General features: G+C 72.3%; 18 protein-coding genes. 2 read left to right on the top strand and 16 right to left on the bottom strand.

The annotated features are described in order from the left end of the window. Positions 1 to 79: 79 nt before the first annotated feature. Positions 80 to 712 (top strand): hypothetical protein, encoded by a 633-nt coding sequence (locus ACIRRH_RS14880; RefSeq protein WP_403066615.1) that lies wholly within the window; start codon positions 80 to 82, stop codon positions 710 to 712. A 176-nt stretch (positions 713 to 888) separates the two neighbouring features. On the opposite strand, the gene ACIRRH_RS14875 is transcribed toward ACIRRH_RS14880, so the two are convergent. The 14 genes from ACIRRH_RS14875 to pyrR all read right to left on the bottom strand — a co-directional run bounded on the left by ACIRRH_RS14875 (position 889) and on the right by pyrR (position 17,460). After that, positions 889 to 2,973 carry a primosomal protein N' gene (locus ACIRRH_RS14875; protein ID WP_403066613.1) on the bottom strand — a complete coding sequence of 695 codons (2,085 nt, stop codon included), beginning with the start codon at positions 2,971 to 2,973 and terminating at the stop codon, positions 889 to 891. 105 nt (positions 2,974 to 3,078) lie between these two features. Further along, positions 3,079 to 4,287 (bottom strand): methionine adenosyltransferase, encoded by a 1,209-nt coding sequence (gene metK, locus ACIRRH_RS14870; protein WP_224276700.1) that lies wholly within the window; start codon positions 4,285 to 4,287, stop codon positions 3,079 to 3,081. 151 nt (positions 4,288 to 4,438) lie between these two features. After that, entirely contained in the window at positions 4,439 to 5,656 is a 1,218-nt protein-coding gene (coaBC, locus tag ACIRRH_RS14865) for a bifunctional phosphopantothenoylcysteine decarboxylase/phosphopantothenate--cysteine ligase CoaBC (RefSeq protein WP_403066839.1), read from the bottom strand. A gap of 152 nt (positions 5,657 to 5,808) precedes the next feature. Next, a complete protein-coding gene (gene rpoZ, locus ACIRRH_RS14860; protein WP_188297240.1) occupies positions 5,809 to 6,078 on the bottom strand; it encodes a DNA-directed RNA polymerase subunit omega in 270 nt (89 codons plus the stop codon). 37 nt (positions 6,079 to 6,115) lie between these two features. Next, positions 6,116 to 6,673, bottom strand: coding sequence for a guanylate kinase (gmk, locus tag ACIRRH_RS14855; RefSeq protein ID WP_403066611.1), 558 nt, complete (start codon positions 6,671 to 6,673; stop codon positions 6,116 to 6,118). 49 nt (positions 6,674 to 6,722) lie between these two features. After that, positions 6,723 to 7,049, bottom strand: a complete 327-nt coding sequence (gene mihF, locus ACIRRH_RS14850; protein ID WP_403066609.1) for an integration host factor, actinobacterial type — start codon at positions 7,047 to 7,049, stop codon at positions 6,723 to 6,725. A 360-nt stretch (positions 7,050 to 7,409) separates the two neighbouring features. Continuing rightward, positions 7,410 to 8,243: an orotidine-5'-phosphate decarboxylase gene (pyrF, locus tag ACIRRH_RS14845; RefSeq protein WP_224276696.1), complete on the bottom strand. Its 834-nt coding sequence runs from the start codon at positions 8,241 to 8,243 to the stop codon at positions 7,410 to 7,412. A gap of 32 nt (positions 8,244 to 8,275) precedes the next feature. After that, positions 8,276 to 9,379 (bottom strand): quinone-dependent dihydroorotate dehydrogenase, encoded by a 1,104-nt coding sequence (locus ACIRRH_RS14840; protein WP_403066606.1) that lies wholly within the window; start codon positions 9,377 to 9,379, stop codon positions 8,276 to 8,278. An 89-nt stretch (positions 9,380 to 9,468) separates the two neighbouring features. Continuing rightward, positions 9,469 to 12,777: a carbamoyl-phosphate synthase large subunit gene (gene carB / locus ACIRRH_RS14835; RefSeq protein ID WP_403066604.1), complete on the bottom strand. Its 3,309-nt coding sequence runs from the start codon at positions 12,775 to 12,777 to the stop codon at positions 9,469 to 9,471. Then, entirely contained in the window at positions 12,770 to 13,927 is a 1,158-nt protein-coding gene (carA, locus tag ACIRRH_RS14830) for a glutamine-hydrolyzing carbamoyl-phosphate synthase small subunit (protein ID WP_403066602.1), read from the bottom strand. The genes carB and carA overlap by 8 nt, the downstream gene beginning before the upstream one ends. Beyond that, entirely contained in the window at positions 13,924 to 14,487 is a 564-nt protein-coding gene (locus ACIRRH_RS14825) for a hypothetical protein (RefSeq protein ID WP_224276689.1), read from the bottom strand. The genes carA and ACIRRH_RS14825 overlap by 4 nt, the downstream gene beginning before the upstream one ends. Next, on the bottom strand, positions 14,487 to 15,791 hold the full coding sequence (locus ACIRRH_RS14820; protein WP_403066837.1) for a dihydroorotase: 1,305 nt from the start codon (positions 15,789 to 15,791) through the stop codon (positions 14,487 to 14,489). Before ACIRRH_RS14820 ends, ACIRRH_RS14825 begins: the two co-directional genes overlap by 1 nt. Positions 15,792 to 15,817: 26 nt before the next feature. Beyond that, the gene (locus tag ACIRRH_RS14815; protein WP_403066600.1) at positions 15,818 to 16,807 is read right to left on the bottom strand and encodes an aspartate carbamoyltransferase catalytic subunit; all 990 of its coding nucleotides are present in this window, start codon (positions 16,805 to 16,807) and stop codon (positions 15,818 to 15,820) included. A gap of 5 nt (positions 16,808 to 16,812) precedes the next feature. Beyond that, positions 16,813 to 17,460: a bifunctional pyr operon transcriptional regulator/uracil phosphoribosyltransferase PyrR gene (pyrR, locus tag ACIRRH_RS14810; RefSeq protein WP_403066598.1), complete on the bottom strand. Its 648-nt coding sequence runs from the start codon at positions 17,458 to 17,460 to the stop codon at positions 16,813 to 16,815. 329 nt (positions 17,461 to 17,789) lie between these two features. On the opposite strand from pyrR, the gene ACIRRH_RS14805 reads away from it, so the two are divergent. Further along, positions 17,790 to 18,293 carry a transcriptional regulator gene (locus ACIRRH_RS14805; protein ID WP_030056198.1) on the top strand — a complete coding sequence of 168 codons (504 nt, stop codon included), beginning with the start codon at positions 17,790 to 17,792 and terminating at the stop codon, positions 18,291 to 18,293. Positions 18,294 to 18,441: 148 nt separating this feature from the next. Here the strand turns inward: ACIRRH_RS14805 and ACIRRH_RS14800 are convergent, their stop codons facing one another. Continuing rightward, complete coding sequence (locus tag ACIRRH_RS14800; protein WP_403066596.1) at positions 18,442 to 19,359, bottom strand: hypothetical protein; 918 nt, start codon at positions 19,357 to 19,359, stop codon at positions 18,442 to 18,444. A gap of 301 nt (positions 19,360 to 19,660) precedes the next feature. After that, positions 19,661 to 20,482 (bottom strand): thioesterase family protein, encoded by an 822-nt coding sequence (locus tag ACIRRH_RS14795; protein ID WP_403066594.1) that lies wholly within the window; start codon positions 20,480 to 20,482, stop codon positions 19,661 to 19,663. Positions 20,483 to 20,588: the final 106 nt, after the last annotated feature.

The raw sequence follows: 20,588 nt of genomic DNA, 5'->3' as shown, positions 1-20,588 counted from the left end.
AGAGAGATTGACCAGGGCCGGGCGCACGGGACACCGCGCCCCGGCCGAGCTGAACCGTACGGAAGGTGGCACGTAGGCCATGGCCGAGCAGATCAACCACGACGCCCGGGCGAGGGCGAGCCTGCACCTGCTGGTGCGGGACATCGAGCGGGTGAGGCGGCAGGTCGACGCGCTGCGGACGCTCACCGCGCAACTGGGCAACGTCTACCGTCCGCGCCGACCGAGCACCTCGGCCGGCTTCGTGGTGTACGGGCGGGCGCCGGCGCCGACCGTGCGCCTGGCGCAGGAGCTGCGGGAGAGCGTGGAGACCCTGGTGGCGGCGGCGGTCGAGTTCGACCGGGCGCTGGGCTTCTCCTGGGACTCGGTGGGTTCCGCCCTCGGGGTCACCAAGCAGGCCGTGCACCGGCGCTACGGCATGCGTCGCCCGACCAGCGAGCTCCTCGCCGCGAGCGGTGCCGTCCCGGGCCAGAGCCGCCCGGACCGCTCCGAGGAGCTGCCCGCCGCCGCCGAGCGCACCGGTCTGGCCACGACCGTCCCGGCGGCCCGCCAGGGCGGCCTGGACCGCAGCAGCCTGGACCGCGGCACGATCGACCGCACCAGGACGGACCGCGGCCCCATGGACCACACCCCCGTCGAGCGCGGCACGACCGATCGCAGCACCCCCGTCGACCGCCCCCAGGCGGACCGACCCGGCATCCCGCTGCGCGGCTGACCGAGCCGCCGCAGCCGGGCCGTCCGGGGCGGGGTGGCCCACTCACCCCGCCCCACCCGGCCACCGGACACGAAGACCCCGGGCCACCGGACACGAGGACACCCGGGCGCGGAAACCGCCGGGCCACCGAAACCCGTAGCACGCGCCCGAACCGCGCCGAAGCCCCCGCCCGCCGCTCAGCCGATGTCCGTCGGATCCACCCGAACCCGCACCGGCTCCGCCGTCCGCAGCGCGATCCGCGCGATCTGCGCCGCCTTGAGCGCCGCCGCCAGCGCGGCCCCCTGCCCGGGCGACACCCGCAGCAGCGCGCGTTCCTGCTCCTCCCCCCGCAGCGCCGGCACCGGCACCGGCCCCAGCACGTCCGCCCCCTCCGGGAGCCGGATCAGGTTCAGCAGGTCCGCCACCGCCGAGGGACTCCCGCTCACCGAGGCCATCCGGGACACCGGCGGGAAGTGCAGCTGTGCCCGTTCGTCCCGCTCCAGCCCGGCGTGCCCCAGAGGGTCCCAGCGCACCAGCGCCTGCACCGGACGGGCCGAGGGCTCGGCGACCACGACCACCGTCCCGCCCTCCGTCGAGGGCCGCACCAGCGCGGCCCCCGCGAGCCAGAGCCGCAGCGCTTCCTCCCCCGCCCGCAGGTCCGGCCGGCTGAGCAGCGCCCAGCCGTCCAGCAGCAGCGCGGCCCCGTACCCGCCGCCGCCCTCCACCACCGGCTCCGCGCCGGGCGTGGAGATCACCAGGGAAGGCTCGTCCGGCACGGTGGTCAGCACCGCCTCCCGGCCCGAGGTCCGCACCGGGATGCGCGGGAACGCCTTGCCCAGCTCCTCCGCCGTCCGCCTGGCTCCGACCACCTGGGCCCGCAGCCGGAAGGACCCGCATTCGGGGCAGTGCCAGTCGTTCTCCGGCTCCCCGCACCAGCCGCAGCACAGTGCGGCGTCCGCCGAGGGCGCCTCCAGCGGCCCCTCGCAGCGCCGGCAGCGGGCGGGGGTGCGGCAGCGCCCGCAGGCCAGCCGGGGCACGTAGCCGCGCCGGGGCACCTGGATGAGCACCGGGTGCCCGGCGGCCAGCGACTCCCGGGCGGCCTCCCAGGCCACCGAGGGGAGCCGGGCGGCCTGGGCGGCGGCGTCCCGGTGCTGGTCCTGGTCGGTGACGGTCCGCACCCTGGGCGCGACCTGCCGCACCGTCTCCCGGTCCGCGACCAGCGGGCGTGCCCAGCCGGTACTGACCAGCTGCGCGCCCTCCACCGTCACCGCGTGCCCACCGAGCAGCACCGCCGCGCCCTCCTCGGCGGCACGCAGCAGGGCCACCTCGCGCACGTGCGGGTGGGGGGAGCGCGGGTCGCTGTGGCTGCTGTCCCCGTCCGACCAGACGACGACCAGTCCGAGGTCCCGGACCGGCGCGAACATGGTGGCCCTGGTGCCGACCACGGCGTGCACCGAGCCCCGGCTCACCGCGAGCCAGCGCCGGTAGCGCTCGCGCGGGCCGAGGTCGGCCTCCAGCGCCACGTGCATCCCGGGGCCGAGCAGGTCGGTCAGTGCCTGGTCGACGCGGGCCACCGAGCGCCCCTCCGGAAGCACGACCAGCGCCCCGCGCCCGCTCGCCAGCGTCGCGGCCACGGCCCGCGCGATCTCGTACGGCCAGCCGGGCCCGGGCAGCGCCGCCCAGACCGCGCGCGGCGAGCCGCCCCCGGCCAGCGAGGCGAGGAAGTCGGACCCGGCCGGGTAGCGCTGCCAGCCACCGGGGGCCGGGGCGGCCGGGCGCGGCAGCGGCGGCGGCGAGGGTTCGGCCTCGGCCTTGGCGTGCCGGGGCGGGACGGCCAGCTGGAGCACGTCGGCCAGCGTCCCGGCGTACCGGTCGGCGACGGTGCGGCACAGCCGCAGCAGCTGCGGGGTGAGCACCGGCTCGGGCGAGAGCACCTGGGCCAGCGGGGCGAGCGGGCCGGGGAAGTCGCTCTTCTCCAGCCGGGCGACGATGAACCCGTCGTGCAGTTCCCCGCCCTCGCGCTGGCCCTTCACCACCCGCGCCCCGAAGCGCACCCGCACCCGCACTCCGGGCTGGGCCTCCTCGGCCATGCCGGCCGGCACCTCGTAGTCGAAGAACTTGTCGATGGTGAGCACGCCCTTGTCCACCACGACCCGGGCCACCGGCAGGTGCTCGGCCCGCTTGGCCCCGCGCCAGGTGCGCGGCTTGGCCCGCTTGACCGTCTCCCGGATGAACGCCAGCTGCTCCGGCTCGCCGGCCCCGTTGTCCCCTGTGCTGCTCATCGCCACCAAGTACTACCAGGTCACACCGACAATGCACGAAGCGACGCCCGTCCCCGTCCGGGGGCGGACGCCGCTTCGGGCGCTACGGATCAGGAGCCGGGGACGTCAGTCCTGCACGGCGGCCTTCAGCTGCTCCACCCGGTCGGTGCGCTCCCAGGTGAAGTCCGGCAGCTCACGGCCGAAGTGGCCGTACGCCGCGGTCTGGGCGTAGATCGGGCGCAGCAGGTCCAGGTCGCGGATGATCGCGGCGGGACGCAGGTCGAAGACCTCGGAGACGGCCTTCTGGATGGAGAGGACCGGCACGGTCTCGGTGCCGAAGGTCTCCACGAACAGGCCGACCGGCTCGGCCTTGCCGATCGCGTACGCGACCTGCACCTCGGCGCGGCGGGCGAGGCCGGCGGCGACGATGTTCTTCGCCACCCAGCGCATCGCGTACGCGGCCGAGCGGTCCACCTTGGACGGGTCCTTGCCGGAGAAGGCGCCGCCGCCGTGGCGGGCCATGCCGCCGTAGGTGTCGATGATGATCTTGCGGCCGGTGAGGCCGGCGTCACCCATCGGGCCGCCGATCTCGAAGCGGCCGGTCGGGTTGACCAGCAGGCGGTATCCCTCGGTGGTCAGCTTGATGCCCTGCTCGGCCAGCGCCTTCAGCTCCGGCTCGACCACGAACTCGCGGATGTCCGGGGTGAGCAGCGACTCCAGGTCGATGTCGCTGGCGTGCTGGGTGGAGACGACCACGGTGTCGAGGCGGACGGCCTTGTCACCGTCGTACTCGATGGTGACCTGGGTCTTGCCGTCGGGGCGCAGGTAGGGGATGGTCCCGTTCTTGCGCACCTCGGTCAGGCGGCGGGAGAGGCGGTGCGCCAGGGTGATCGGCAGCGGCATGAGCTCGGGCGTCTCGTCGGACGCGTAGCCGAACATCAGGCCCTGGTCACCGGCGCCCTGCTTGTCCAGGTCGTCCTCGTCGCCTTCGACCCGGGCCTCGTACGCGGTGTCGACGCCCTGCGCGATGTCGGGCGACTGGGCACCGATGGACACCGAGACACCGCAGGAGGCGCCGTCGAAGCCCTTCTTGGAGCTGTCGTAGCCGATCTCCAGGATCTTGTCCCGGACGAGCTGGGCGATCGGCGCGTACGCCTTGGTGGTCACCTCGCCGGCCACGTGCACCTGGCCGGTGGTGATGAGCGTCTCCACGGCGACCCGGGACGTCGGGTCCTCCCGCAGGAGAGCGTCAAGGATGGTGTCGCTGATCTGGTCAGCGATCTTGTCGGGGTGTCCCTCGGTCACGGACTCCGAGGTGAACAGGCGGCGAGACACAGCGCTCCCTGGGGTTGCAGCGGCTGCTGACTGAAGTTCCCCGGGCGAACCGGGGAACTCCGGAAAGACTTGATTCCTGGAGTCTAACGGTCTGGTTCCGGAGAACGTCACCCGCTTCAGGAATTCTCGACCGCCGCGCGAGCGGTTCCGATCAGTTGCCGCCCGTTTCCAGCCGCTTTGCAACCAGGTCCCAGACCACGTCCGCGAGCGCCTCCTTCGGGCCCACCGGAACGGCCGTCTCACTGCCGTCCGAGCCCAGCACCACGGCCTCGTTGACGTCCGTGCCGAAGGCCTTGCCGTTGCCCACCTCGTTCACGACGAGCAGGTCGCAGCCCTTGCGGGCGAGCTTGGCGCGACCGTTGGCGAGCACGTCGTCGGTCTCCGCCGCGAAACCCACCACGAGTTGACCCGAACGGGCCCGGTGGGCCGACAGCTCGGCCAGGATGTCGGGATTGCGGACCAGGGCGACGGGCGCCTGCTCGACCCCCTCGACCTTCTTGATCTTGCCGGTCGCGTACTCGGCGGGGCGGAAGTCCGCCACCGCCGCGGCCATCACCACGGCGTCCGCGTCCCGGACCGCCTTCAGCGCCGCCTCGCGCAGCTCCAGCGCGGTCGAGACGTGCACCACGTCCACCCCGGCCGGGTCCGGCAGCTCGGCGTTGGCCGAGAGCAACGTCACTCTGGCCCCGCGCGCCGCGGCCGTCACGGCGAGCGCGTAGCCCTGCTTGCCGGACGAGCGGTTGCCCAGGTAGCGCACCGGGTCCAGCGGCTCCCGGGTACCGCCGGCCGAGACCACCACGTGCCGGCCCGCCAGGTCGGTCGGCACCGCCCCGCCTCGGCGCAGCACGGCCCGGCAGGCGTCGAAGATCGCCGACGGCTCGGGCAGCCTCCCCTTGCCGGTGTCCTTCCCGGTCAGCCGCCCGACGGCCGGCTCCAGCACGATCACGCCCCGGCGGCGCAGCGTGGCCACGTTGTCCCGGGTGGCCGGGTGCTCCCACATCTCGGTGTGCATGGCGGGCGCCAGCACGACCGGACAGCGGGCGGTGAGCAGGGTGTTGGTCAGCAGGTCGTCGGCGAGGCCGTGGGCGGCCTTGGCCATCAGGTCGGCGGTGGCCGGGGCGACCACGACCAGGTCCGCCTGCTGCCCGATCCGCACGTGCGGCACCTCGTGCACGCGCTCCCAGGTCTCGGTGGCGGCCGGGCGCCCGGACAGCGCCGCCCAGGTCGCCTCGCCGACGAATTGCAGTGCGGCCGCGGTCGGCACCACGGTGACCTGGTGGCCGGACTCGGTGAAGCGGCGCAGCAGCTCGCACGCCTTGTAGGCGGCGATCCCGCCGCTCACGCCGAGGACCACGCGGGGGGCGTCCACAGTCACGTACCGACCTTTCTCCCGATCAGGAACCCGCTCACCCTACGACCCCTCGGTCGGCACCCGCACGGTGCCCCACCCCAGAGCCGGAACACCGGAGGGCCCGGCGGAAACGATTCCGCCGGGCCCTCCGGGAAAGGTACGGGGCTGCCTCAGGCGGCGCCCTCGACCGCCTCGGCGGTCAGCATGCCCGCGTTGATCTCGCGCAGCGCGATCGACAGCGGCTTCTCGTGCACGTGGGTGTCGACCAGCGGGCCGACGTACTCCAGCAGGCCCTCGCCGAGCTGGGAGTAGTACGCGTTGATCTGGCGCGCGCGCTTGGCGGCGTAGATCACGAGGCTGTACTTGGAGTCGGTGGCCTCGAGCAGCTCGTCGATCGGCGGGTTGATGATGCCCTCGGGCGCGGTCATGGAAGAGGACACGCTAAAACCTTCCGAAAGGGTGGAAAAGACAGACAGGTCAGGCTACACCGAGCAAGGCTAGCAGTTCGGCCGCTACCTGCTCGACGGAGGTGTTGACAAGGGTCGCGTCGAACTCGGGCTCGGCCGCGAGTTCGACCTTGGCCGCCTCCAGCCTCTTCTCGATCACGTCCTGCGGCTCGGTGCCCCGGCCCGTGAGCCGGCGGACCAGCTCGTCCCAGCTCGGCGGAGCCAGGAAGACCAGCTGCGCCTCGGGCATCGACTCGCGCACCTGCCGGGCGCCCTGGAGGTCGATCTCCAGCAGCACCGGCTCGCCGCGCTCCAGCTTCTCGTGCACGGCCGCGCGCGGGGTCCCGTAGCGGTTCCCGGCGAACTCGGCCCACTCCAGCAGCTCGCCGTTGGCGACCAGCTTGTCGAACTCGTCGTTGTCGACGAAGTGGTACTGGACCCCGTTCTTCTCGCCGGGCCTCGGGTGGCGGGTCGTCGCCGACACCGAGAGCCAGACCTCGGGGTACATCTTCCTCATATGAGCGACGACCGTGCTCTTGCCGACCCCCGAAGGGCCGGAGAGCACGGTCAGCCGCGGACGCTCACTCATGCACCGATTATCCCGGATCGCGGGGGATCCTGAGACCACGGGGGCACGGTCAGGCGGCGCCACCGCCGAACTCCCGCTCCAGGGAAGCGATCTGGTTCGTACCGAGGCCGCGGACACGCCGGCTCTCGCTGATGCCGAGGCGCTCCATGATCTGCTTGGCACGGACCTTGCCGACGCCCGGAAGGGACTCCAGCAGCGCCGAGACCTTCATCTTGCCGATGACGTCGTTGTCGGCCTTGCCGGCCTTGATCACGTCGTGCAGGGAGGCGCCGGAGTGCTTGAGCCGGTTCTTGACCTCGGCGCGCTCCCGGCGAGCCTCGGCGGCCTTGGCGAGCGCGGCGGTGCGCTGTTCAGGGGTAAGGGGCGGAAGAGCCACGCCGTTCACCTCAGGGTGTGGATGGAAGGGATTGAGCTAGGACTGGTTCGGTACCGAGGACACCGTCCGCAAGGGGAACCACAAGGCCCTGACCTGCGGGAGACGCGAAAATCGCGGCTCGCCGATGACCTATCGCCGGACACTACCCGCATTGCGGCGCCACGTCAGGAAAAGAACACGAAAAGTCCTGGTCAGCCAAGGCCGACCAGGACTTTCCGGGGCAAAATGACCGCGATTGCGAGACTTTGACAGGGTCGATGTGACGGCGCTCACGTCAACTCGCGAACGCCGCCGCCGTCCTGCGGACACCGCGCACGTCACCGGACGGATGCCCGGCCGCCCCGCCCGACGGCCGCGGACCTACTTGACGGCGTCCGCGAACTCGCCGACGAACCGCTCCGCCGCCTCCCGCAGCGCCGGCACCGAGGGGCCGTGCTTGAGCACGTCCCGGCTGACGCTCGGCACCACGTTGATCACCGAGGCGCCGAACACCCGCGGCAGGTCCGCCATGGTCGCGCCCTGGGCGCCGATCCCGGGGGCCAGCAGCGGGCCGTTGATGGCCAGCTCCACGCCCGCGTCGGCCAGCGTCGCGCCGACCACCGCGCCGAAGGAGCCGAGCGGCGCGGCGCCCGCGTTCTCGGCCGCCAGCTGCCGCAGCACCGAGGCCGCGACCGGCTCGCCGTCCGCGCCCACCGCGCGCTGCACCTCGGCACCCTCCGGGTTGGAGGTGAGCGCCAGCGCGAACACACCGCAGCCCTGCTCCCGGGCCAGGTCCAGGGCCGGGCGCAGCGAGCCGAAGCCCAGGTACGGGCTGACCGTCACCGCGTCCGAGAACAGCGGGCTGCCCGGCGACAGGAAGGCCTCGGCGTACGCGGCCATGGTGGAGCCGATGTCGCCGCGCTTGGCGTCCATCAGGACCAGCGCGCCGGCCGCCCGGGCCTCCTCGACGGTCTTCTCCAGCACCGCGACGCCCTTGCTGCCGAAGCGCTCGAAGAAGGCGGCCTGCGGCTTGAGCACGGCCACCCGGTCGGCCAGCGCCTCGACCACGGTGCGGCTGAAGGTCTCCAGCCCGGCCAGGTCGTCGCCGAGCCCCCAGGCGGCGAGCAGGGAGGCGTGCGGGTCGATGCCGACGCAGAGCTGGCCACGGGTGTCGAGGGCCTGGCGCAGCCGGGCGCCGAACGGGGCGAGGGTCATGTCGTCTCTTTCCGGAGGTGGTGGGGAGGAGTTCAGGAGCTGCGCACGGCGCTGCCGACGGCCTCGGCCAGGCTGCGGAAGCCGCCCGCACGGACCTTGGCGGACAGGCCCTTGTGGATCTTCCGGCACCAGAACGGGCCCTCGTAGACGAAGGCGCTGTAGCCCTGGACCAGGTCGGCGCCGTGGACGATCCGCTGCCAGGCGTCCTCGGCGGTCTCGATGCCGCCGACCGAGACGAGGGTCAGCCGGCCCTCGGTGCGGGCGCGCAGCCGCTGGAGGACCTCCAGGGCGCGGGCCTTGAGCGGGGCGCCGGACAGGCCGCCCATGCCGATCTCCTGGACCCGCCCGGCGTCGGTGCGCAGGCCCTCGCGGCCGATCGTGGTGTTGGTGGCGATGATGCCGTCCAGGCCCAGCTCCAGGGCGAGGTCGGCGACCGCGTCGACGTCCTCGTCGGCCAGGTCGGGGGCGATCTTGACCAGCAGCGGCACGCGGTGCGCGGTGGTGCGGTCGGCGGCCTCGCGGACGGCGGCCAGCAGCGGCCGCAGGTGGTCCACGGCCTGGAGGTTGCGCAGCCCGGGGGTGTTCGGCGAGCTGACGTTGACCACCAGGTAGTCGGCGTACTTGGCCAGCCGCTCGGTGGACTTCACGTAGTCGGCGACGGCGTCGGCCTCCTCGACCACCTTGGTCTTGCCGATGTTGACGCCGATCACCGGGGTGGAGCTGGTGTGCGGGCGGGCGGCCAGTCGGGCGGCGACCCGGGCCGAGCCCTGGTTGTTGAAGCCCATCCGGTTGATCAGCGCGCGGTCCTCGACCAGGCGGAACAGCCGGGGCGCCGGGTTGCCCGGCTGGGGCTCGCCGGTGATGGTGCCGATCTCGACGTAGTCGAAGCCGAGCATCGACAGGCCGTCGATGCCGACGCCGTTCTTGTCGAAGCCGGCCGCCAGGCCGAACGGGCCGGGCAGGTCGAGGCCGAGGGCACCGGTGCGCAGGGCCCGGTCACGCGGGGCGAGCACCAGCCGCACCAGGGTGCGCAGGCCGGGCACCGAGGAGGCGAGGCGGATCCAGAAGAAGGCGAGGTGGTGGGCCTTCTCGGGGTCCATCTTCTTGAAGACGAGGTCGAACAGAAGCTTGTACAAGGGTGGTTCAACTCCCGGAGCTGTTACCGGTCTTGGGCATGGAAGTGGGGGGCACCCGACTGGCTTCGGTGCCCCCCACTGCGGTGGTGCTACTTGCGGCCGGCGTTGATCAGCTCGGCGTGCTCCTGGAGCGACATCACTCCGACCTCGTCGCGCAGCAGCCGGTCGATGCCCTGGACGGCCGCGCCCATCGCCTGGACGGTGGTCAGGCAGGGCACCGCGCGGGCCACGGCCGCGGTGCGGATCTCGTAGCCGTCGAGGCGGCCGCCGGTGCCGTACGGCGTGTTGATGATGAGGTCGACCTCGCCGTCGTGGATCAGCTGGACGATGGTCTTCTCGCCGTTCGGGCCCTCGCCCTCGCTGTGCTTGCGCACCACGGTGGCGGGGATGCCGCCGCGCTGGAGCACCTCGGCGGTGCCGGCGGTGGCGAGCAGCTCGAAGCCGAGGCCGACCAGCGCCCGGGCCGGGAAGACCAGGTTGCGCTTGTCCCGGTTGGCCACCGAGACGAAGACCTTGCCCTTGGTCGGCAGCGCGCCGTAGGCGCCGGTCTGCGACTTGGCGTAGGCCGTGCCGAAGACCTTGTCGATGCCCATGACCTCACCGGTCGAGCGCATCTCCGGGCCGAGCACGGTGTCCACCCCGCGGCCGTGGACGTCGCGGAAGCGGCTCCACGGCATCACGGCCTCCTTGACCGCGATCGGCGCGTCGGCGGGCAGCGTGCCGCCGTCGCCCTCGGCCGGCAGCAGGCCCTCGGCGCGCAGCTCGGCGATGGTGGCGCCGAGCGAGATCCGGGCGGCGGCCTTGGCCAGCGGCACGGCGGTCGCCTTGGAGGTGAACGGGACGGTCCGGGAGGCGCGCGGGTTGGCCTCCAGGACGTAGAGGATGTCCCCGGCCAGCGCGAACTGGATGTTGATCAGGCCGCGGACGCCGACACCGCGCGCGATGGCCTCGGTGGAGGTGCGCAGGCGCTTGATGTCGAAGCCGCCGAGGGTGATCGGGGGCAGCGCGCAGGCGGAGTCGCCGGAGTGGATGCCGGCCTCCTCGATGTGCTCCATGACGCCGCCGAGGTAGAGCTCGGTGCCGTCGTAGAGCGCGTCGACGTCGATCTCCACCGCGTCGTCGAGGAAGCGGTCGATGAGCACCGGGTGCTCGGAGATCAGACCGGCGTGCCGCTCCAGGTACGAGGCGAGCGAGGCCTCGTCGTAGACGATCTCCATGCCGCGGCCGCCGAGCACGTAGGACGGGCGGGCGAGCACCGGGTAGCCGATCTCGTCGGCGATCGCCTTGGCCTCCGCGAAGGAGAAGGCGGTGCCGTGCTTGGGCGCGGGCAGGCCGGCGTCGCGCAGGACGCGGCCGAAGGCGCCGCGCTCCTCGGCGAGGTCGATCGCCTCGGGCTGGGTGCCGACGATCGGCACGCCGTTGTCCTTGAGCGCCTGGGCCAGGCCCAGCGGGGTCTGGCCGCCGAGCTGGACGATCACCCCGGCGAGCGGGCCGGCCTGCTGCTCGGCGTGGACGATCTCCAGCACGTCCTCCAGGGTGAGCGGCTCGAAGTAGAGCCGGTCGGAGGTGTCGTAGTCGGTGGAGACGGTCTCCGGGTTGCAGTTGACCATGACGGTCTCGTACCCGGCGTCGGCGAGCGCGAAGGAGGCGTGCACGCAGGAGTAGTCGAACTCGATGCCCTGGCCGATGCGGTTCGGGCCCGAGCCCAGGATGATCACGGCGGGCTTGGTGCGCGGGGCGACCTCGTTCTCCTCGTCGTAGGACGAGTAGAAGTACGGGGTCCTGGCGGCGAACTCGGCGGCGCAGGTGTCGACGGTCTTGAACACCGGGCGGATGCCGAGGGCGTGGCGCACCTCGCGGACGACGTCCGGCTTCAGGCCGCGGATCTCGCCGATCTGCTGGTCGGAGAAGCCGTGCCGCTTGGCGTGGCGCAGCAGCTCGGGGGTGAGCTCGGCGGCCTCGGCCAGCTCGGCGGCGATCTCGTCCAGCAGGAAGAGCTGGTCGACGAACCACGGGTCGATCTTGGTGGCCTCGAACACCTCCTCCGGGGTGGCGCCGGCCCGGATGGCCTCCATCACGGTGTTGATCCGGCCGTCGGTCGGCACGACCGCCTTGGCCAGCAGCTCGGCCTTCTCGCCCACCGGGCCGGTCCAGGAGAACTGGGAGCCCTTCTTCTCCAGCGAGCGCAGCGCCTTCTGGAGCGCCTCGGGGAAGTTGCGGCCGAGGGCCATGGCCTCGCCGACCGACTTCATGGTGGTGGTCAGCGTCGCGTCGGCGCTGGGGAACTTCTCGAACGCGAACCGCGGCACCTTGACCACGACGTAGTCGAGGGTCGGCTCGAAGGAGGCCGGGGTCTCCTCGGTGATGTCGTTGGGGATCTCGTCCAGGGTGTAGCCGACGGCCAGCTTGGCGGCGATCTTGGCGATCGGGAAGCCGGTGGCCTTGGAGGCGAGCGCCGAGGAGCGGGAGACGCGCGGGTTCATCTCGATGACGATGACCCGGCCGTCCTCGGGATTGACGGCGAACTGGATGTTGCAGCCGCCGGTGTCGACGCCGACCTCGCGGATGACGGCGATGCCGATGTCGCGCAGGATCTGGTACTCGCGGTCGGTGAGGGTCATCGCCGGGGCGACGGTGATCGAGTCACCGGTGTGCACGCCCATCGGGTCGAAGTTCTCGATGGAGCAGACGACCACGACGTTGTCGTGCTTGTCGCGCATCAGCTCCAGCTCGTACTCCTTCCAGCCGAGGATGGACTCCTCCAGGAGCACCTCGGTGGTCGGCGAGAGGGTCAGGCCCTGGCCGGCGATGCGGCGCAGGTCCTCCTCGTTGTGGGCGAAGCCGGAGCCGGCGCCGCCCATGGTGAAGGAGGGGCGGACGACGACCGGGTAGCCGCCGAGCGTGTCGACGCCGGCCAGCACCTCGTCCATGGTGTGGCAGATGACCGAGCGGGCGGACTCGCCGTGGCCGATCTTGGCGTTGACGGCCTCGACGACACCCTTGAAGAGGTCGCGGTCCTCGCCCTTGTTGATCGCCTCGACGTCTGCGCCGATCAGCTCGACGCCGTACTTCTCCAGCGTGCCCGCCTGGTGCAGCGAGATCGCGGTGTTGAGCGCGGTCTGGCCGCCGAGGGTCGGCAGCAGCGCGTCGGGGCGCTCCTTGGCGATGATCTTCTCGACGAACTCCGGGGTGATCGGCTCGACGTAGGTGGCGTCGGCGATCTCCGGGTCGGTCATGATCGTGGCCGGGTTGGAGTTGACCAGCACGACCCGCAGGCCCTCGGCCTTGAGGACCCGGCAGGCCTGCGTACCCGAGTAGTCGAACTCGGCGGCCTGGCCGATCACGATCGGGCCGGAGCCGATCACCAGGACGGACTTGATGTCAGTGCGCTTAGGCACGCTGGCCCTCCATGAGCTTCACGAAGCGGTCGAACAGGTAGGCGGCGTCGTGCGGACCGGCGGCCGCTTCGGGGTGGTACTGCACGCTGAAGGCGGGGACGTCGAGCGCCTGGAGGCCCTCGACCACGTCGTCGTTGAGGCAGACGTGGGAGACCTCGACCCGCCCGTAGGCGGTGTCGCTCACCTTGTCCAGCGGGGCGTTCACGGCGAAGCCGTGGTTGTGGGCGGTCACCTCGACCTTGCCGGTGGTGCGGTCCTGCACCGGCTGGTTGATGCCGCGGTGGCCGTACTTGAGCTTGTAGGTGCCGAAGCCCAGGGCGCGGCCGAGGATCTGGTTGCCGAAGCAGATCCCGAAGAACGGGGTCCTGCACTCCAGCACGCCCTGCGCCACGGCGACCTGGTGGTCGGCGGTGGCCGGGTCGCCCGGGCCGTTGGAGAAGAAGACGCCGTCCGGGTTGACCGCGTAGACGTCCTCCAGGGTGGAGTCGGCCGGCAGCACGTGCACCTCGATGCCGCGCTCGGCCATCCGCTGCGGGGTCATCGCCTTGATGCCGAGGTCCAGCGCGGCGACGGTGAAGCGCTTCTCACCGATCGCGGGCACCACGTACGGCTCGGTGGTGGCGACCTCGGTGCACAGGTCGGCGCCCTTCATCTCGGGCGACTGCTGCACCCGGGCGAGCAGGGTGGCCTGGTCGGCCAGCGCCTCGCCGGAGAAGATGCCGCAGCGCATCGCGCCGCGCTCGCGCAGGTGGCGGGTCAGCGCGCGGGTGTCGATGCCGCTGATGCCGACGACGCCCTGGTTGACCAGTTCCTCGTCGAGCGGGCGGCGGGAGCGCCAGTTGGAGGCGACCCGGGCGGGGTCACGCACCACGTAGCCGGCGACCCAGATCTGCTTGGACTCGTCGTCCTCGTCGTTCCAGCCGGTGTTGCCGATCTGCGGGGCGGTCATCACGACCACCTGGCGGTGGTACGACGGGTCGGTGAGGGTCTCCTGGTAGCCGGACATGCCGGTGTTGAAGACCGCCTCGCCGAAGGTCTCGCCGACGGCGCCGTAGGCCTGGCCGCGGAAGGTCCGGCCGTCCTCCAGGACGAGCACAGCGGGCGTACGCTCCCGCCGTTGGCGCTGCGTGGTGGGGGCAGGTGCGGTCATTGGGCGGCCTCTTCCGTCTTCGTCTTCGTGCGTGTTGCGAGCTGAGCGATCGCCTCGACCCAGGCGGCGTGCTCATCGGGGTGGTCGGCCCGGAAGCCGGAGTCCAGCTCGGAGCCCTCGTGCGTCCAGGTGACGACGAGCAGCCCGGAGGGGACGACCTTGCCGGCGATCCCGGAGTCCGTGCGGGCACCGGTCAGGTGTTCGGCCGGGATCCAGAAGTCGACGTCACCAGGGCGCTGCACCAGCAGACCGTCCTCGCCGAGGGTGAGGTCGGCACGGCTTCGGGTGCCCAGGCCGTGTGCGACGACCCGGTCGAGCCAGTTCCCGGCGGTGGTCGTGCCGTGGTACCGGCCGCTGGTCTCCAGGAGGGTGCGCCCGGCGCGGGCCGGCACGGCCGGCAGCGGCGGGATGCCGGACTGCAGGGTGCGCCGCCAGTTCCAGCCCTGGCGCATCAGCCAGTAGACGAGGCCGATCACGATCAGCAGGCCGACGGACCAGCCGATGTAGCCGGGCCAGTTGGTGACCTTCGCCTGCTCCTGGGCGAGCGTGGCGTGGTACATCACTCCGTGCCGCCCTGTTCGGCCGGCTCGCCGGCCAGCACGGTGGCACGCCCGCGCAGGAAGGTGGCGTGCACCCGTCCGGGCAGGTCCAGGCCCTTGTAGGGGGTGTTGCGACTGCGGGTGGCGAAGCTGTCCGGGTTCACGACACCACGGTACGCGGGATCGAACAGCACCAGGTTGGCCGGCTCACCCACCGAGATCGGCCGGCCGTGGCCGGCGAGACGGCCGATCCGGGCCGGGCGGTGCGACATCCGGTCCGCGACGCCCTCCCAGTTCAGCAGGCCGGTGTCGACCATGGTCTGCTGCACGACCGACAGTGCGGTCTCCAGGCCGACCATGCCCATCGCGGCCACGGCCCACTCGCAGTCCTTGTCCTCCGCCGGGTGCGGCGCGTGGTCGGTGGCGACGGCGTCGATGGTGCCGTCGGCCAGCGCCTTGCGCAGCGCCTGGACGTCCTCGGCGGTGCGCAGCGGCGGGTTCACCTTGTACACCGGGTCGTAGGTGCGGACCAGCTCGTCGGTGAGCAGCAGGTGGTGCGGGGTCACCTCGGCGGTGACGTCCCAGCCCTTGGACTTGGCCCAGCGGACGATCTCGACCGAGCCGGCCGTGGAGAGGTGGCAGACGTGCAGCCGGGAGCCGACGTGCGCGGCGAGCAGCACGTCGCGGGCGATGATCGACTCCTCGGCGACGGCCGGCCAGCCGCCGAGCCCGAGCTCGCCGGAGACCTGGCCCTCGTTCATCTGGGCGCCCTCGGTCAGCCGCGGCTCCTGGGCGTGCTGGGCGACGACACCGTCGAAGGCCTTGACGTACTCCAGGGCGCGGCGCATCAGCACCGCGTCGTCCACGCACTTGCCGTCGTCGGAGAAGACCCGGACGCCCGCGGCGGACTCGTGCATCGCGCCGAGCTCGGCGAGCTTCTTGCCCTCCAGGCCGACGGTGACGGCGCCGACCGGCTGCACGTCGCAGTAACCGGCCTCCTGGCCGAGCCGCCAGACCTGCTCGACCACGCCGGCGGTGTCGGCCACCGGGGTGGTGTTGGCCATCGCGTGCACGGCGGTGAAGCCGCCCATCGCGGCGGCCCGGGTGCCGGTCAGCACGGTCTCGGCGTCCTCGCGGCCGGGCTCGCGCAGGTGGGTGTGCAGGTCGACCAGCCCGGGCAGGGCGATCAGCCCGGTGGCGTCGATCTCGATGTCCGCATCGACCGTCAGGCCGGTGCCGATCTCCTTGATCACGCCGTCGGCGAGGTGGAGGTCCTGCGGGGCGCCGCCCAGGATCCTGGCGTTGCGGATCAGGTAGCTGACCATGTTGCCGGTTCGCTCGCTGCTCTCGTTCACTGGGCGGTCTCCACGGAGTCGGTACGGGGGGTGTCGGCAGGCGCGTCGGCGAAGACGGCGCCGCCGAGCAGCAGGTAGAGGACGGCCATCCGGACGGAGACGCCGTTGGCGACCTGCTCGACCGCGGTGCAGCGCGGCGAGTCGGCGACCTCGGCGGTGATCTCCATGCCGCGGACCATCGGGCCGGGGTGCATCACGATGGCGTGGTCCGGCAGCTGGGCCATCCGGCGGCCGTTCATGCCGTAGCGGCGGCTGTACTCGCGCTCGGTCGGGAAGAACGCGGCGTTCATCCGCTCGCGCTGCACCCGCAGCATCATCAGCGCGTCCGTCTTGGGCAGCACGCTGTCCAGGTCGTAGCTGATCTCGCAGGGCCAGTTCTCGACCCCGATCGGCAGCAGCGTGGGCGGGGCGACGAAGGTGACCTGCGCGCCGAGGGTGTTCAGCAGGTGGACGTTGGAGCGGGCGACCCGGCTGTGCAGGACGTCACCCACGATGGTCACCCGGCGGCCGTCCAGGTCGTGGCCGGCGCCCGGGTTGAGGTGGCGGCGCATGGTGAAGGCGTCGAGCAGCGCCTGGGTGGGGTGCTCGTGGGTGCCGTCACCGGCGTTGATCACGCTGCCGTGCAGCCAGTCGGACTGGGCCAGCCGGGCCGGCGCGCCGGAGGCGTGGTGGCGGATGACCACCGCGTCGGCGCCCATCGCCTGGAGGGTCAGCGCGGTGTCCTTGAGGCTCTCGCCCTTGGAGACCGAGGAGCCCTTGGCGGAGAAGTTGATGACGTCGGCCGACAGGCGCTTCTCGGCGACCTCGAAGGAGGTCTTCGTCCGGGTGGAGTCCTCGAAGAACAGGTTGACGACGGTGCGGCCGCGCAGCGTGGGCAGCTTCTTGACGGCCCGGCCGGAGAGCTGGGCCAGCTCCTCGGCGGTGTCCAGGATCAGCAGCGCGTCGTCGCGGCTGAGATCGGCGGCGGAGACGAGGTGGCGCTTCACGCGGGTTACTCCGGGAGGTGCGGTTCGGACGGCTTGGCTGCCATGGCCTGCGAGCCCTGTTCATTGCGCGCGGAGCGCGACGTAGCGGTGAAGTCGCGGTCCCCGACCAGGACGGCGTCCACGCCGTCGCTGTCGGACAGGCGCACCTGCACGGCCTCGCGCAGCGAGGTGGGGAGGTTCTTGCCCACGTAGTCGGCGCGGATCGGCAGCTCGCGGTGGCCTCGGTCGACCAGGACGGCGAGCTGGACGGCGCGCGGGCGGCCGATGTCGTTCAGAGCGTCGAGCGCGGCGCGGATGGTGCGGCCGGAGAAGAGCACGTCGTCGACCAGGATGACGAGCTTGCCGTCGATGCCGCCGGGCGGGATCTCGGTGTGCTCCAGGGCGCGGGCGGGCTTCAGCCGCAGGTCGTCCCGGTACATGGTGATGTCCAGGGTGCCCAGCGGGATCTCGCGCCCGGTGATCTGGGCCAGCCGGCCGTGCAGGCGGCGGGCGAGGTGAACGCCCCTGGTGTGGATGCCGAGCAGCACGACGTCCTCCGCGCCCTTGGCGCGCTCGACGATCTCGTGCGCTATCCGGGTGACGACCCGGGCGATGTCCGTGCCGTCCAGCACCTGGTGCGGTGGCCGGGGCGTCGGTTCGTGGTGTGTGGTCATGCCGAAGCGGACCTCCTTCCCCGCCTCACGGGACGGGCCTTAAAGGATGTCTGGGATGGCCCCCGCCGACGGGGCGCGGGCTTTAGTCATTCTACCAGCGCGCCGGATCGCAAACAGACGTCCATCATTCCGCTTCCCCGGGTTAACACTCCGGACGCGCCGACGATGCGGGCCATTCGCACGACTGCCCCATTCGGCTTGACGCAGCTACCTTACTCTACGTAACCTCACAGTGAGTTACGAGACGGACGTCGGACCCACCGGTAACGGCGTCGGCAATCGCCCGTGACCCACCACTGAACGCGAAGCAATCTCGTCCGGGGAGATCAATGTCCAGCGACTACGCGAAGCAACTCGGAGGCAAGCTCCGAGCGATCCGCACTCAGCAGGGGCTCTCCCTGCACGGTGTCGAGGAGAAGTCCCAGGGGCGCTGGAAGGCAGTCGTCGTCGGTTCGTACGAGCGTGGTGACCGTGCGGTCACCGTGCAGCGGCTGGCCGAACTGGCGGAGTTCTACGGCGTCCCGGTGCAGGAGCTGCTGCCCGGCGGCACGCCCGGCGGTGCGGCCGAGCCGCCGCCGCGCCTGGTCCTCGACCTGGAGAGACTGACCCAGGTCCCCTCCGAGAAGGCCGGCCCGCTGCAGCGCTACGCAGCGACCATCCAGAGCCAGCGCGGCGACTACAACGGCAAGGTGCTGTCGATCCGCCAGGACGACCTGCGCACCCTGGCCGTCATCTACGACCAGTCGCCGTCGATCCTCACCGAGCAGCTGATCTCGTGGGGCGTGCTGAACCCCGACGCGCGCCGTGCGGTGCGCGAGGAGGACGCGAGCTGAGGCTCACCGCATCGGCTCCGGCCAGCGGATCCAGGCACGATCCAGCACTCGTTTCCGTAGTGCTGGCAAGCAGAAACGTCACGGCGCGGCTCCCCGGATCGGGGGCCGCGCCGCGGCGTGGGCAGACCACCCCGGGGCGGCACGGGCGTCAGCAGACCGTCCCCAGGCTGTAGCCGGGCTGCGCCGCCACGCCGTCCAGCCGGACCGGCCGGTCGGCCGGCGCCCACTCCTGCCCGACGCTCGACCAGGCCCAGGAGGCCGGCAGGTACTCCCCGCAGGAGGCGGCCGTTCCCTGCGAGCCGTGCAGCACCGCGACGCCCGGCAGCTCCAGGGCCAGCCCGGTGCACAGGACCGCGCAGACCAGCTCCAGGTCCTCGTCGTTGATCCGGACCACGCCGTCCTCCCACTGGAGCACCCGCGCCGCCGCGGTCAGCGCCCCGCCGGGCGCGTCCACCCGCAGGCGCAGCTCGTACACGCCGGCGCCCGCGCCGACCAGCATCCGCCGGAACACCTCGCCCCCGCGCTGGTAGGCGGCGCGCACCCAGGCGACGTGCGCCTCGTCGGGCGCGCCCGCGCCCCCGTGCAGGCCCCCGTCGAGCAGCAGGTCGGCGTGGCAGAGCGTCAGCCCGTTCTCCCGGGCGCGCACCAGGCGCGGCACGAAGTCCCCGGCCAGCTCCTCGCCCTGGTACGCGAGCAGCTGGCTCTGCAGGGCCGGGTTGACCAGGTAGCGGTCGCGGGCGGCGGGTTCGGCCGGGTCCAGCCCGTGCAGCACGCAGAACTCCTCGAAGTCCTGCGGGTGGAACATCCGGGCCCGGACGGTGTCGAACCGCTCCAGCGCCTCGGCCAGCAGCTCGGCGGTGTCGGCCAGGTAGCGCTCGTGGTCGGGGGCGTCGGAGATCCCCCAGGCACGGGCCCGGGCGAAGTCGGCGGCGTTGGTGAGCACCCCGATGACGAACGCCTGCTCGGCACCCTCGGCCCGCCGCGGCCGGTGCGACGCCCGTACCGCGGGCCGCGAGCCGCCGGCGGTGCAGTCGGAGTTGCGGCGGGCACGCCCCAGGTGACTCATGCGCCCACCTCGCTGCGCTCGGCAGGGGCATTCGCCCACACGCGCCTGTCGACTGTTCGCTCGCTGCGCTCGCTCATGCGCCCACCTCGCAGCGCTCGGCAGGGGCATTCGCCCACACGCGCCTGTCGACTGTTCGCTCGCTGCGCTCGCTCACGGGATGGCTCCTGGCTTCGGCGGTCGGGTCATCGTTGACGGTCAGCGGCGAGCTCGCCGCTGACCGTCTTCCTCCCCATCCGCGCGCGCCGCACACGTACGGCGTGTCACAGGAATGTAACCACCGGTAATAGCACTGCTGCCCGGCCTACCGCGGCACCCGGGCCAGCTGGCGGGACTGCGCGACGAGCCGGCCCGACTCGTCCCAGACCTCCGCGTCCTCCTCGAAGTAGCCCCCGGCCAGGTTGCGGGTCGCGTGGGTGACCCGCAGCCAGCCGGGCACGGGCTTGGCGCGCAGGTGGACGGTCAGCTCGATGGTGGGCGCCCAGCCCGGCAGGCCGAGGTCGAAGGTGACCGGCGGCAGCGCGTCGGCGACCAGCAGGAGCAGCAGCGGGTCGGGCTCGCGGCCGTCGGCGAGCCGGAACCAGCCCTGGATCCGCCCGTTGCCGGAGGGCTGTCCGAGCGCCCAGCCGACGGTGGCCGGGTCCAGCCGCAGGTCGAACCGCTCCAACAGGGCGGCCTGGGCGATCAGCTCCTTGGGCGCGTGTTCGACGCCGATGCACTGGTCCGGCGGCGGCAGCTGCGGCGGCTGCGCGGTGGTGCGCACCTCGCCGTCGGCGTCGGCGAGGTCGCCGTGGCTGGCCACCACGCGCAGCCGCTCGACGCCGTCCTGGCTGAGCGAGGCGGTGCCGGTGGACAGCCCGCGGCCGGTGCGCAGCACCTCGGTGCGGACGGTGGCCGGGCCGGGAACGGAGGCGGACAGGTAGTAACCACTGATCGACACCGGGTCCGGGTGGGTGCCGTGCTCCAGCGACAGCGCGTGTCCGGCCACCGCGAGCAGCAGTCCGCCGTTCACCCCGCCGCCGATCTGCCAGCCGGCGCCGAGCTCGGCCTCGTAGCGGCCGGCCTCCTCGGGGTGCCTGGTCAGGGCGATGCCCTGGTCGAACTCGCTGCGGATCGCCGTGGTCATGTGGGGACCTGCCTTCACGCGTGGCTCCGGACGTCAAGTTACTGACGAGTAGTCCCTCACCTTACGCCGCCCGGGTGAAACGCGGAACGGCCGCCGGACACCTGCT

Source organism: Kitasatospora sp. NPDC101235 (genome assembly GCF_044767505.1).
In the GTDB taxonomy this organism is placed as follows: Bacteria; Actinomycetota; Actinomycetes; order Streptomycetales; family Streptomycetaceae; genus Kitasatospora.
Note: the sequence above shows the minus strand (reverse complement) of the source record. Positions and strands in the feature narration are given on the sequence as shown.